This window comes from Paenarthrobacter sp. NPDC089322, assembly GCF_040684895.1.
Lineage (GTDB): Bacteria > Actinomycetota > Actinomycetes > Actinomycetales > Micrococcaceae > Arthrobacter.
The window spans coordinates 178,868-191,443 of record NZ_JBFBGW010000002.1; the positions used below are offsets into that span (position 1 = coordinate 178,868).

General features: G+C 61.4%; 12 protein-coding genes. 4 read left to right on the forward strand and 8 right to left on the reverse strand.

All coding sequences use genetic code 11. From position 1 onward, the window contains the following. Positions 1-12: 12 nt before the first annotated feature. Positions 13-687 carry a peptide deformylase gene (locus AB0N65_RS02865; protein WP_364157423.1) on the reverse strand — a complete coding sequence of 225 codons (675 nt, stop codon included), beginning with the start codon at positions 685-687 and terminating at the stop codon, positions 13-15. Positions 688-757: 70 nt separating this feature from the next. Between AB0N65_RS02865 and AB0N65_RS02870 the strand changes: the two genes are divergently transcribed. Then, on the forward strand, positions 758-1,180 hold the full coding sequence (locus AB0N65_RS02870; protein ID WP_364157425.1) for a nuclear transport factor 2 family protein: 423 nt from the start codon (positions 758-760) through the stop codon (positions 1,178-1,180). Here the strand turns inward: AB0N65_RS02870 and AB0N65_RS02875 are convergent. Genes AB0N65_RS02875 through AB0N65_RS02885 form a run of 3 tightly spaced genes read right to left on the reverse strand, consistent with a single transcriptional unit; the run spans position 1,177 to position 4,158 of the window. Then, positions 1,177-2,307 (reverse strand): NAD(P)/FAD-dependent oxidoreductase, encoded by a 1,131-nt coding sequence (locus AB0N65_RS02875; RefSeq protein WP_364157427.1) that lies wholly within the window; start codon positions 2,305-2,307, stop codon positions 1,177-1,179. The two genes, AB0N65_RS02870 and AB0N65_RS02875, sit on opposite strands and share 4 nt — an antisense overlap. Beyond that, positions 2,300-3,025 carry a class I SAM-dependent methyltransferase gene (locus AB0N65_RS02880; protein ID WP_364157429.1) on the reverse strand — a complete coding sequence of 242 codons (726 nt, stop codon included), beginning with the start codon at positions 3,023-3,025 and terminating at the stop codon, positions 2,300-2,302. The genes AB0N65_RS02875 and AB0N65_RS02880 overlap by 8 nt, the downstream gene beginning before the upstream one ends. Beyond that, positions 3,022-4,158, reverse strand: a complete 1,137-nt coding sequence (locus tag AB0N65_RS02885; RefSeq protein ID WP_364157431.1) for a type III polyketide synthase — start codon at positions 4,156-4,158, stop codon at positions 3,022-3,024. The genes AB0N65_RS02880 and AB0N65_RS02885 overlap by 4 nt, the downstream gene beginning before the upstream one ends. 58 nt (positions 4,159-4,216) lie before the next feature. Here AB0N65_RS02885 and AB0N65_RS02890 point away from each other — a divergent pair, with 58 nt between their 5' ends. The 3 genes from AB0N65_RS02890 (at position 4,217) to AB0N65_RS02900 (ending at position 8,397) form a co-directional block, all read left to right on the forward strand. Continuing rightward, a complete protein-coding gene (locus AB0N65_RS02890; protein ID WP_364157433.1) occupies positions 4,217-4,375 on the forward strand; it encodes a hypothetical protein in 159 nt (52 codons plus the stop codon). A gap of 14 nt (positions 4,376-4,389) precedes the next feature. Further along, positions 4,390-6,783, forward strand: a complete 2,394-nt coding sequence (locus AB0N65_RS02895; protein WP_364157436.1) for an excinuclease ABC subunit UvrA — start codon at positions 4,390-4,392, stop codon at positions 6,781-6,783. A gap of 273 nt (positions 6,784-7,056) precedes the next feature. Next, on the forward strand, positions 7,057-8,397 hold the full coding sequence (locus tag AB0N65_RS02900; RefSeq protein ID WP_364157439.1) for a haloacid dehalogenase-like hydrolase: 1,341 nt from the start codon (positions 7,057-7,059) through the stop codon (positions 8,395-8,397). A 744-nt stretch (positions 8,398-9,141) separates the two neighbouring features. On the opposite strand, the gene AB0N65_RS02905 is transcribed toward AB0N65_RS02900, so the two are convergent. The 4 genes from AB0N65_RS02905 to AB0N65_RS02920 all read right to left on the reverse strand — a co-directional run bounded on the left by AB0N65_RS02905 (position 9,142) and on the right by AB0N65_RS02920 (position 12,415). Beyond that, positions 9,142-9,285 carry a hypothetical protein gene (locus AB0N65_RS02905; RefSeq protein WP_364157441.1) on the reverse strand — a complete coding sequence of 48 codons (144 nt, stop codon included), beginning with the start codon at positions 9,283-9,285 and terminating at the stop codon, positions 9,142-9,144. Between the two features lie 149 nt (positions 9,286-9,434). Continuing rightward, on the reverse strand, positions 9,435-10,952 hold the full coding sequence (locus AB0N65_RS02910) for a Fis family transcriptional regulator (RefSeq protein ID WP_364157443.1): 1,518 nt from the start codon (positions 10,950-10,952) through the stop codon (positions 9,435-9,437). Further along, positions 10,945-11,298 (reverse strand): helix-turn-helix transcriptional regulator, encoded by a 354-nt coding sequence (locus tag AB0N65_RS02915; RefSeq protein ID WP_216925664.1) that lies wholly within the window; start codon positions 11,296-11,298, stop codon positions 10,945-10,947. Before AB0N65_RS02915 ends, AB0N65_RS02910 begins: the two co-directional genes overlap by 8 nt. Beyond that, positions 11,291-12,415, reverse strand: a complete 1,125-nt coding sequence (locus AB0N65_RS02920; RefSeq protein WP_364157447.1) for a tyrosine-type recombinase/integrase — start codon at positions 12,413-12,415, stop codon at positions 11,291-11,293. Before AB0N65_RS02920 ends, AB0N65_RS02915 begins: the two co-directional genes overlap by 8 nt. Positions 12,416-12,576: the final 161 nt, after the last annotated feature.

The following is a 12,576-nucleotide window of genomic DNA, read 5'->3' on the forward strand; positions in this document are numbered from 1 at the left end:
AAGGCGTTAGGGTCAGCAAAGAAATCCAAGTGTTCGCCGTGCCTCGGCAATGTCGGGCTGGGCCCAACGGGCAGCGTGCTCGCCGTTGCTGGATAGCGACCGCATCTCGGCCCGGTCCAGATACAGGGTTCCGTGAAGATGGTCCGTCTCGTGCTGGACAATTCGTGCCTGCCATCCGGAGAACCATTCCTCCACTGCCCGGCCCTCTGGATCCGTATAGTTCAGTTCGACGTTACGGAGCCTTGTGACAACTGCCTGGTAGCCGACGACTGACAGGCACCCTTCATAGAAGGACGCCGTTTCGCTGCCCAGAGGTCTGTAGGTGGGGTTGAGCACTGCCATGAACTCCAGCGGTTCCCGATGCCGCTCGGCGGCCGAGGCTGGATCCAGCTCGTACTTGTCCTCAAGGACGGCAAGCTGCAACGGGACGCCAAGCTGTGGAGCGGCCAATCCGACTCCCGGCGCGGCATGCATGACAACCCGCATGAGCTCGATGAACGCTTCCAATTCGGAGGCATCAAGCTGGCCGTCGTATTCGGCGGCGCGTTGCCTGAGGACGGGATGACCGGCCTGGACGATTGGCGGCAGCTCTTCGGCCTCGAGCAGGCGCCGAACGGAGTCCCGGATCCGGACGGGAGTGAAATCTGTGGCCGGACCGGCAAAGTCTGCGTGCGGGTGCTGCGTCATGCCATGAGCCTATCGCCAAGCTTGACCTTGGTGCCGCGAACGCCCGCCGGCGGTGGGTTAGGCTCGTCGGATGAGTGATGCCAACCCGCTGGACCTTGTCCTGTCGTTTGTCCGTACCGTTGAAGCCGGTGGTGGTGCGAATGACATCAGTCCCTTCCTTGCTCCGGACTTCACGCTCACTGAGTGGCCCCATGCCCTCTCGAAAACGGGTTCCATTAGGACCCTGCAGGAGACCTTGACGGGCGCCGACCACAGTAAGAGCATCGTCGCCGACCAGCGCTTTGAGGTGGTCCGCAGCACCTGCGAGGGCGACCGCGTTGTTCTTGAGATGAACTGGTCAGCGACTTTGCTTTTGGATCTTCCCCACTGGGACGCCGGGGACACGATCCGTGCACGGAGCACCGCTGTCTTCCAATTGCGCGATGGACTGATCGTCAGCCAGGACACGTACGACTGCTACTACACGCTTCCTGAGGGTACGGTCATGAGCTAGCGCATGGTGAAGCGCTTCTCCACAAAATCCGAGACCGACGTCGCCTTCAGGACGTGAGTGAAAAGATCGTTCCGGAGGGACATGAGAACCGGCGGCAACGGTCTTCCCAAGGCCATGTTCAACCCGGCTTGCAGCGACGCCCGCGACGCTGCCGTGCGTCGGTTCTTCTCGAATGCCCGAAGCTCCCGTCCGACGCACCGGCCCTTCAGGTACCCGTCGATAAGGGGTACCAGGGCGGCCGCATCCAGCCACCCCAGGTTCATGCCTTGGCCCCCGATGGGGCTGATCTCATGGGCCGCATCGCCGAGGAGAACCGTCCTACCGTGGATCATGCGGCCCGCCAACCTGGACCGCACGCTAAAAGAGCTCAACATCGTGTTGCTGTGCGCATCCAGCACCTCACCGGTCCTGGCCCCTACCAGCGCAGCCAAACCAGCCGCCGTCGAGCCTTTGTCCGGTGCGCCTAGCCGGGCGACCCACCGGCGCACACCCCCGGGAAGGGGGAAAGACTCAACGATTCCGTCGGGTTCGAGGTACAGGATGGCATCCCTGCCGTGTCTCGTCGAGTCCGTGAAGTCTCCCATGAGATAGCTGTCGGGATAGCTCCGGGCCGGAAGGCAGGGGAGAAGCTGACGTCGGATCATCGAGTGGGCACCATCAGCCGCCACCAGTAGCCGGCAGCCCAAGGCGATTTCTTCCGAAGGTGAGCTGGCCGCGACCCTCACGCTGACGCCGTCGTCGTCGAATCCCTGAACGTCTGCCCCGCGGACGATGCTGTCCGGGTCGAGCGCCAGTACCGCCTGCTCAAGGACGTGCTCAGTCACCGGCTGCGGCACGGCAAGGATGAAGGGAAACTCCGCATCCCCGTGGAACGGCAGCTCTGCCACTTTCCGGCCCCGGCTGTACGCGACGCCCTTCCGGATACGCACGCCAGCCTGCATCAGAGGCTCCGCCAGGCCAGCCCTATGGAGTTCCTTCAGCGCGGGGGGATGGATACCGATTGCCCGCGTGTTGTCGCTCCGGCCTTGGCGGCGTTCCAGAATGCGTATCCTGTGTCCACGGCGCAAGAGGAGTACCCCCATGAAGAGCCCCACGGGGCCGGCGCCCACAATCACCACGTCAGTCATGGTGATCCCGCGCCGATGCACCCTCCCCGTAGGCGAGCAGGTGATGCCACGGCCCGTTGGCCTCCACCCTCCAGCCGGGCGGAGCAAGCGCTTCAAGCTCCGAAGACGTGTAACTGCGTTTGATCGAGACCAGACCGTCCCCGCAAATGAAGGAGCCGATGCCCAAGGGCCAGAACCCTGCTTTGAAGAGCAGATAGGAGGCATTGCTTCTTTTGAGGTCATTGTGGAGGACCAGTCGCCTGCCCAAGCTTTCGGAGTCTCGCAATACGGCGGCAAGCCCCTCTGCGTCCAAATGGTGGAGTATGTGGTTGGATAACACGACGTCGAAGGCGCGCCCCTCGGCCACCATGTCACTGCTGTGGGCCTGCCGGTACGTGACCCCTTCCACTGCCGGGACGTTGGCCGCAAAAGTGTAGGCGCGTTCGTCCGGGTCGATGGCAGTCACCTCCAAGGTGAAACCGTCCTTCTTCGCCCACATAACCAGGCTGCGGGCAATGTCCCCACCGCCGCATCCGATGTCCAGCACCGACGCCGTGCCGCGGGACGCCAGCAAAGGCCGGAAGCGATTCCGGTACGTCTTGTGCCACCCCGACAGCAGCCGGTTCACCACAGGAAAGCGGGCGTAGCTGCGATTGAGCCGTTCACGGTCGCAATCCGGCCGGTCCATGTCCTCCACGGCGTGCAGGTCCCTCTCCTTGAGGGCGCCCCACGGACTCACAGCGCAGGGGAGACCAAAGTAAACAGGCCAGTCTCCACGGTCAGACCGGGGCCGAAGGCCATGGAGCAGATGCGCTCTTCGCGTTCCACTGCGGCCCTGCCAAGCATGTACTTGAGGACGAAGAGAACAGTAGCGCTGCTCATGTTGCCATACTCCCTGAGAGTCTCGCGGGCTGGAACCAGTTGCTCTTGCGTAAGTTCAAGCTTGGACTCGACCTTGTCAAGGATGCTGCGCCCGCCGGGATGGATGGCCCAGTGTTCGATGTCCCGATAGGGCACTCCCGCCAAATCCGGCTCCTTGGCGAGCAACGGTTCGAGCGCACCCGTGATGTGCTCCTCGATGATGTGCGGCACATAGGAGCCCAGTACCATCTCGAAGCCCTCATCCCCGATGTTCCAAGCCATCGCTTCTTCACCGACAGGCGTCAGGACGGTTTCGAAGTGGTTAAGCCTGATCACAGGGTCCGGTCCTTCCGGTTCCCGCGCCGTCACGATTGCTGCGGCAGCGCCGTCGCCGAAGATGGCCGATCCCATGATGGTGTCGGGATCGTTGGACGTACGCACATGCAGCGAACAGAGTTCAACGCAGATCACCAGGACCACCGCCGCGGGATCTGCGAGGCAGAACTGTTTGGCGGCTTTGAGGGCAGGGAACGCGGCGTAGCAGCCCATGAAGCCCAGGTGGTATCGCTGCACGGCAGGATTCAGCCCCAACGCGCGGACCACCTTGTAGTCAGGGCCGGGGTTGAAAAAGCCCGTGCACGACACTGTGACCACATGGGTGATCTCGTCCAAGTCGATGTCGGGCACACGGGCTATGGCTGCTTTACCCGCCTCGATGAAGAGCTTCGTCGCTTCTGTGGCGAAGATCTCATTACGTGTCTTTGTGCTGGGGCTCAGCACCAAATTGCTCTTCGGATCGAAGAAGCGCGGGTTTTCCGGGTGGGCGTCAAGGCTGAGTTCCTCAACGGCGGTGTAGCGGGTGTCGATGGCTGCGGAGTCAAAACAGGTGGATACCAGGCGGGATCCGAGGCGGGTCAGGCCCGGCTGGGCGGCGAAGACGTCACGTGCCTGCGACTGCACGAGGATGGTTGGCGGAACTGCGGTTTCAAGGGACCTCATGTATACCGGCATGCTTCATTCTTAGTGAGTCTGCCGCGTAAGACAATGGCCCGGTTCGGTCGCGGTCCTTGTGCCTGAGTCTTTCCTGCCGGTTGTGGGGCTGCCCGTTAGTGTGGTCGGAGACCGTTGCCGCATCGGCGACGACGAACGAGAATCGAACCTACTGACCGAGGCCGGCCAGTACGAACCAGGCGACGCCGACGGGGGACTGTTGGGCAGCGCCGCCTAACAGATGGAGAGATCATGAGCATTGCCGCGAGCACGGACACGCAGTCGTCTGCGTCGCATGTCGCCGACACCCACGACCTCATCCGGGTTCAGGGTGCCCGTGAGAACAACCTGAAGGACATCAATATCGAGATCCCCAAGCGCCGCCTGACGGTGTTTACCGGTGTCTCGGGTTCAGGGAAGAGCTCGCTGGTGTTCGGTACCATCGCTGCCGAGTCGCAACGAATGATCAACGAGACCTACAGCGCTTTCGTTCAAGGCTTCATGCCGTCATTGTCACGACCTGACGTGGACATGCTGGAGGGCCTCACCACGGCAATCATCGTTGACCAGGAACGGATGGGTTCGAACCCGCGCTCCACAGTGGGAACCGCTACAGACGCAAACGCCATGCTCCGGATCCTCTTCAGCCGGCTGGGGCAACCCCACATCGGTTCGCCCAACGCCTACTCGTTCAACGTACCCACCGTGAAGGCCAGCGGTGCCATCACCGTGGACCGCGGCGAGGGCAAGACCAAGACCGAGAAAGCGTCCTTCAACCGGCTCGGAGGCATGTGCTCCCGATGTGAAGGCATGGGGTCTGTGAGCGACTTCGATCTCACGGCGCTCTATGACGACAGCAAGTCCTTGAGCGAGGGCGCACTCACCATCCCGGGATACACCATGGATGGCTGGTATGGACGTATCTTCAGCGGCTCCGGTTTCTTCAATATGGACAAGCCCATTGCCAAGTTCACGAAGAAGGAACTCCACGACCTCCTGTACCGGGAACCGACCAAGATCAAAGTTGAAGGCATCAACCTTACCTACGAAGGCGTCATACCCAAGATCCAGAAGTCGATGCTCTCCAAGGACGTGGACGCGCTGCAACCGCACATCCGGGCCTTTGTGGAGCGGGCCATCACGTTCACGACGTGCCCGGAATGCGAGGGAACCCGCCTGAGCCCCGAAGCCCGCTCGTCCAAAATCAAGGGCAAAAGCATCGCGGACGTGTGCAAGATGCAGATCAGCGACCTTGCAGCGTGGATCCGCGAGCTCGACGAACCGTCAGTAGCTCCGTTGCTCAAAGGCCTGCAGCACCTGCTGGACTCCTTCGCGGAAATCGGCCTGGGCTATCTTTCCCTCGACCGGCCCGCAGGCACGCTGTCCGGGGGTGAGGCGCAGCGGACCAAGATGATCCGCCACCTCGGTTCGTCACTGACGGACGTAACTTACGTCTTTGATGAACCGACCATTGGCCTGCATCCCCATGACATCGAACGGATGAACCAGCTGCTCCAACAACTGCGGGACAAGGGCAATACAGTGCTGGTGGTTGAGCACAAGCCGGAAACCATCGCCATTGCCGATCACGTGGTTGACCTCGGCCCGGGCGCGGGTACCGGCGGCGGTACCGTCTGTTTTGAAGGTGACTTGGACGGCCTGCGGGAGAGCAACACCATCACCGGGCGCCACCTCGACGACCGTGCGTCCATCAAGAAGACCGTCCGTGCAGCTTCCGGCCATTTGGAAGTCCGTGGCGCCTCCACCAATAACCTGCAGAACGTGGATGTCGACATTCCCCTTGGCGTGCTGTGCACCCTCACAGGCGTCGCCGGTTCGGGCAAAAGCTCCTTGATCCACGGTTCTGTGGCAAAGCGTGAGGGCGTTCTGGTCATCGACCAAGGAGCCATCCGCGGCTCCCGGCGCAGCAATCCGGCGACGTACACGGGCCTCCTGGAGCCGATCCGCAAGGCGTTTGCGAAGGCCAACGGCGTGAAGCCGGCCCTGTTCAGCTCCAACTCAGAGGGAGCGTGTCCCACGTGTAACGGAGCGGGTGTCATCTACACCGACCTGGGCGTGATGGCTACCGTGGAGTCAACGTGCGAGGAATGTGAAGGCAAGCGTTTCCAGGCTTCCGTTCTGGAGTACAGGCTGGGGGGCCGCAATATTGCAGACGTGCTTGCAATGTCTGTCAACGAAGCCGAAGAGTTCTTCGGTGGTGGCGAGGCCCGCACCCCGGCAGCACACAAGATCCTTGACCGCTTGGCCGACGTCGGGCTCGGCTACCTGACGCTCGGCCAGCCGCTCACCACGCTGTCCGGCGGCGAACGCCAAAGGCTCAAGCTGGCCACGCAGATGTCGGAAAAGGGCGATATCTACATCCTGGACGAACCAACTACCGGGCTGCACCTCGCCGACGTGCAAAACCTCCTGGGGATGCTGGACCGCCTGGTCGACTCCGGAAAGTCGGTCATCGTGATCGAACACCACCAGGCAGTAATGGCGCACTCGGACTGGATTATCGATCTCGGCCCGGGAGCGGGTCACGACGGCGGCAGGATCGTCTTTTCCGGAACGCCGGCTGACCTTGTGGCTGACCGGGCGACGCTGACGGGCAAGCACCTGGCGGCGTACGTCGGGGCTTGAGCTTGAGGCGGCCATTTCGATGGTCGCCTCAAGAGTGTTCCCAGCAGTGTCGCCGCACAGCGATTCCCATATGCCTTGGTGACGATCCTTGGCCTCGCTAGGTCGTAACACCTAGTGTGGCCTGAAAACAGGCCAAACTCTCGCGAAATACGGAGCCGTACGCAATGGGAGCTGAAGTAATCTTGCCCTAGTCCTTGACTAGCAGCAGTGATATACCACACACTTACTCTTGATTTATGGACTATTTATAGACCTTTAAGAGTAGGGGATTGCATGTTCAGTTCTTCTTCAGGACAGCGCGTTGCGGGAGTCACCGGCCTCAGGAAGGCAGGCCCCAGGTGTCAATACTTCCGTTTTGCTACGGCAGTGGCGGTGGTGACGGCACTCTTGGCCACCACCTCGTGCGCCACCTCCGCTGCAAACAACGCCGGAACAACAGCCGCATGCCGCACCCTGGAGGCACAACTGCCGTGGCCAGAAGGAGTCCGGGAACAATTACAGAAGACGATTGACGCCCACAGCAGCTGCACGGGAACAGCGCGCGGCGACAAACCCCCGGCAGCGATCTTCGACTGGGACAACACGGTGGTGAAGAACGACATCGGCTATGGAACAAACTTCTGGATGCTGCGAAACGACAAGGTCCTGCAACCGGCCAACAAGGACTGGAAAAGCACAAGCCGCTACCTGACGGAGGCGGCAGCGAAGGCCTTGACAACGGCATGCGGTACCGAGACACCCGCAGGCCAACCGCTAAAGACCAGCAGCAACGTGGACTGCGCGGACGAAATCCTCGCCATTCTCGACGAAAAAACCCGCTCTGGCGAACCGGCCTTTGAAGGCCTCAACGCGCGGCGCCTTAATGGCGCCTACGCTTGGGGTACCGCCTTATCAGCCGGCTATTCCGAAGAGCAGCTCGGCCACTTCGCACTGGCAATGAAGCAGGAAAACCTTTCGGCAGCAGAAGGCAGCACGCAAACAGTTGGAAGTCAGCAGGTGGACGGATACATCCGGATCTATCCACAGATCAAGGACCTCATCGGAACCCTTCAGGCACACGGGATCGAAACGTGGGTGGTGTCCGCCTCGCCTGAGCCAGTCGTCAAGGCGTGGGCAGGGGACGTCGGTATCGACGCGAAGCACGTTGTGGGCGTCCGCAGCGTTTATGAGAACGGCATCCAGACCACCCACCTGAAAGGCTGCGGGGGAGTACCTGACGGAGAAGATTCCGTCATGACTTACATTGAAGGAAAACGATGCTGGGCCAACCAGGAGATCTTCGGCGTCGCGGGGCCTTCCGCATTTGAGCAGCTGCCCGCCGAACGCCGCCAAATCCTGGCAGCCGGCGACTCAGGTACGGACGTGACGTTCGTGGCCGACGCTACAGAAGCCAGGCTGGTTGTGAACCGGAATAATGCCGAAATTATGTGCCGCGCCTACGACAATGAAGGGGGCAACTGGCTCATCACTCCCATGTTCATCGACCCCAAACCACAGCGTAGCGAGCCATATGCATGCGCCACGGAGGCCTACACCAATCCGGACAACAGCAAGGGACCCGTGAAACGCGAGGACGGCAGTATCATTCCGGACCAAATGGATCGAGTCCACTGAAGAAGCGTTCTCGCAGCGACTCCCGCTCCCGCGGGCCCTGCATGGGCACGGCTGGTGGCCTCATTTCTCCACCAGCCGTGCCGGTCCAAGGCGGCCCGCCAAGCATTATGTCAAGTAGCTGGACCGTTCGGGCCGGGCGGAAGGTCAACGTCAGCATAGTGTCCGTAGGCCGCGATCCGCTTATTCGTTTGAATCGACCATCAGGCGCAGGAAACCTTCAGGCAAAAGCGACCCAAGCGCAACACCCAAGCGCAAACCCGGCTGATGGACGAGAACGTTGGTTCCGTCGATGTTGAACCGATCCGCGGGATCGTCGGATTCGTTTGCTGGGACGGGAGTTCTCGCAGCTACTTCTAACCCCGTACTTTAACTGGCATGCACGGGTATTCGTGAGCCGGGAGTAGACGAATCGGAGGGCGATAGGTCCGTCGGCGCGTGTCTGCCGAGCATCAGTCCTTCGGAGGGTGCCGTCCGCCTTATCGTTACATCGTGAGATTCATAAGAACGCGTCGAAGCCACGTTGCCCGTCGGGCGCCCCGTGCAGACACCTTCAGATCCCGGGACTTAGTCGAGGTTCTTCGGACGGGTTTAGGACCTTGGCTGAAGGAAGAGGGGTTCAAGCGACTGGGCAGCAATGCCTGGACTCGGCCGTGGGGCGATGATCACCTCATCGTTGCCGTCCAGTGTGGCCAAAGCGGTTGGGATCCCCGCGCAGGCAACCGATTCATAGTCGAGTTCGAGCGCTCAAAGACACCCGAACGCGCAACCGGCTTCAAGCGTGCTCGGGTTTGGCAGCTCCTCGATGAAGTTGGCCGGCGAGAAGCGCTCCAGATCAACAGCCAAGTCGCCGTCACGTTGCCGACACCAGATGAGCAGTTCCTTTTCCAACTTCCTCCTGATGTGCGAGAGCACTACCTTCGATCGTTTGCAGCAACGTCCGCAAGAGTCGACTCAAGCGATGTTTGGTTCGCATACTACGACGAGCATGACGCGTCGATCTGGACGGAGTTTCTCGGCCGCGTCTTGGGACCGGCCCTTCATGAGTTCCTCGATCGTCCGGCACCGTAATCGCTCCGCCGGTCACGGTCTCCCGTGGTCCGCGACTCGTGAGCGGCCGCTATGTAGCGAGCGTATGTGGCGGCTGAGTCTGTTGCGTGGCGTTCGATGGTTGTGGGGGAGTAGCCGAGGGTTTCGGCGATGATGGCCACGGGTGCGAGTTTGGTGAGTTCGTGGAGTGTTCCGAGACGTGCGGCGCGGGTGCTGAAGAGTTTGCTGAGGCGGGTTGTGAGGTGTCCTGGGTGGATGTGGCGTCCGGGTGATGCTCCTCGGAACACCCATTTGGTGTTGGGGTGCGCGGCGGTCAGTTCGTGGCCTGGGTTTGCGGCGAGCTCCCGCCATGGCTGCGCTAGGGGGTCTGGCAGTGCGATCTGGATGGTCCCGAGCTGGATGGTGACTAGGTCGTCGGTGACGGTGACGTCGTCCCAGGTGAGGCGTGCAATGTTTTCGGCTTGTTGTCCGAAGACGAGGATGAGGATGGCGGCGGCGCGGTCGCGGGTTTCCAGTTCTTTGGTGTGGATGACTTGTTGGAGTGCTTGGTCTTGTCCAGCTTTGGGGAGTCGTGGGCTGGTGCCGCGGCGGTGTGGAATGATGGTGAGCCCAGCTGGGGCGGCTTTGGTTTTGATGGCCCATTTGAGGAAGCGCTCAGCGATGCGCCTGGTTGTGGGCCCTTCGGCTTGCCAGACGTCCAGGTGGGCCTGTTGCAGGCCGGGCAGTTTGATGTCATGACTGGTGAGCCAGTTCAGGAAGTCGATGGCGACGGTGACTTCCTGCTTGGCACGAAGAAAAGTGCCGCGGGTGACTTCTTCCATGTGGTTCATGCGCCGTTGGTGGTGCCAGCGGATGTAGCGGCGGATCACGTCAAGGTTCTGGGGGTCGCTGACGCGGTTCATGGTTTGGGTGGCCCAGCTGTCGTAGCGGGTCAGGAAAGCATTTCGTTGGGGGAGCACCCCGTGTTCGATGAGGAGCCCCCGGACGTATTCGCGGGTGCGTGAGTCGGGTAGTTCGTCGAAGGTTTCGTGGCTGATGGTGGGTGCGGTGGCGAGGTTTCGAAGGAAGTCTGTGACGTGCTTTTGTCGGATCCAGGTCATGCCGCTGTTGGCCCGTTTCATAGTCTTTAATGCCGCTGCCAGCGGGATCAGTTCCGTGGCCATGATTCCCGTGGCCGGGTTGGTCAGCAGGTCGTCCACGACGTCGCCGAGGATGCAGCCCCAGCAGCGCGCACCGGTATAGAGTTCGTCTTCGGCGCCGCAGCCCTGGCAGTCGATATTGAGCCGAACGCCCGAGCAGTTCCGGCATGCCGGCTGTCCATCGATGATTCCGGGCAGGATGCCGTCGTGGCCGCATTCGCAGACCCCGCGGGTGCGTTTTGCCTGCTGATAGCAGTAGCCGCAGACTCCGCCGTCGGGCCAACGCGCGACTGTTTGGTGGTGCTGGCCGCAGCGGCCGCAGGGGACCGGCCAGCGGGTGGGGTCCTCTGCTTTGCGTGGCCTACTCACCGTCTTCGGGAGCGACGAGCCGGACGCGTCGAGCGATGGGGTTTCCTGGTTGGATGCCGAGGTCTTCGCTGCGTTTCGGGGCGTTCGCTGTCGCTGCGGCGCGCATTTCCACGAAGGGTTCGAAAAGGTCGTTTGGTGTGCAGTCCAGGATGTCGCAGAGCGCGGCGAATGTCCTTGCCGGAATGCGCTCCGGTGTCGAGGTGACCAGCCTGTAGACCTGGCTTTCGGAAAGGTTGATGCCTCGGGATTTCAGCAGCGGCATCAATTCGGTGGTCTTCCAGAGGTTCTGCTTTGCCATCAGGGCTCGCAGGTTCCAGCGGTAGCCGATCCGGCGCTGTTCAGGCATCTGGGTCCTCCAAGTTCGCGATGCGGCGTGCAATCATCTGCTGCACTGTTTTCTGCTTGAAGTCCGACGATACCGAGGTATAGAGCCCGGTAGTCGATGCATAGGAGTGGCCAACCTGCGTCTGCACGAAGGCCGCGTCATAACCGGCTTCGATCAGGTGGGTCACGTAGGAATGCCTGAGGCAATGCAGGCCCAACTCCGGCGGCAGACCAACGGCATCCCGCGCGGCAGCGAACGCATCACCGAACGAGCCCAGGGACATCCGGGCGCCACGCTCGCTGGGCCACAACGCCGAGGATCGTTCAGCGGTCGGAAACTGTTGCCGCATGCCGCCGGCTGTCCAGGTCTTGAGCTGGTCCACGACCCAGTCGAACTCCGGAACGGTCAACACGGTCCGCCTTCTGGGTCCTGAGCCTGCCGTGCCCTTAGCGAATCGAACCTGGACCGCTCCGAACCGGCCGTAGTCACTGACGTGTGGGTTCGGGCCGAAGTCCTCCAGGTCCAGCATGGTCATTTCACGGCGGCGAAGCCCGTAGGCGTAGCAGACCTTGAACGCCACCGAGTCCCGGAACAGGGGCAGCCAGCGTTTGCTGCCGGCGGCATATTCCCTGTCAACAAGGTCATCGAGGTAGTCGAAAAGCCGCTGCAGTTCCGCCTTCGTGAACGAGCGCTTCTTCGCCGGGACAGCATCATCGGTGGTGTGCCGTGGCATGTTCCACTCGAAGCAGATCTGGCTCGGAATATCACCGAATGTCCGTTCACAGAACTCGCCCCAGCCATAGCCAGGATGCGTCAGGAATGAACAGAACATTGCTACGGCGTTGCTGTACGAGCGCAACGTCTTCAGGCTGATCGGCTTGTCGCCAGAACGCAGATCGGCCAGGAAATCATCGATGTCCGCGGGGCGCCATTGCCACGGAAATTCACCCGTGAACCGCTGAAAACGCTCCAGCAGCTGGCAACGCTGCTTGATGGTGTCCGTCGTGAGGCCACGGGCAAGCATCTGTGCCCGCCAGCCATCCAGCATGGCCGTAAAAACCCGTTCATCAGCACGGAACAGCCCAATGTCCGGATCCACCAGCATCCGCGGGACGAAACCCGGAACGGCACCACTCACAACGACCCCTAAACCATGGAAACATGCATTAGATGCAGGAAACCTACAGGCGCAAAGGATCCGGGCGCAAATTCAAGACCAAGCCGAGAACACTTTCTTCCTCGTCAATGCGTTCTGACCTGCGCAAACGTTGGATACGTCGCGGGACGGGAGTTCTCGCA

Excerpts from the sequence above, each read along its gene's own strand:
- AB0N65_RS02865 (WP_364157423.1), bottom strand. The coding sequence starts at position 687 with ATGACGCAGCACCCGCACGCAGACTTTGCCGGTCCGGCCACAGATTTC.
- AB0N65_RS02870 (WP_364157425.1), top strand. The coding sequence starts at position 758 with ATGAGTGATGCCAACCCGCTGGACCTTGTCCTGTCGTTTGTCCGTACC.
- AB0N65_RS02875 (WP_364157427.1), bottom strand. The coding sequence starts at position 2,307 with ATGACTGACGTGGTGATTGTGGGCGCCGGCCCCGTGGGGCTCTTCATG.
- AB0N65_RS02885 (WP_364157431.1), bottom strand. The coding sequence starts at position 4,158 with ATGCCGGTATACATGAGGTCCCTTGAAACCGCAGTTCCGCCAACCATC.
- AB0N65_RS02895 (WP_364157436.1), top strand. The coding sequence starts at position 4,390 with ATGAGCATTGCCGCGAGCACGGACACGCAGTCGTCTGCGTCGCATGTC.
- AB0N65_RS02900 (WP_364157439.1), top strand. The coding sequence starts at position 7,057 with ATGTTCAGTTCTTCTTCAGGACAGCGCGTTGCGGGAGTCACCGGCCTC.
- AB0N65_RS02915 (WP_216925664.1), bottom strand. The coding sequence starts at position 11,298 with ATGCCTGAACAGCGCCGGATCGGCTACCGCTGGAACCTGCGAGCCCTG.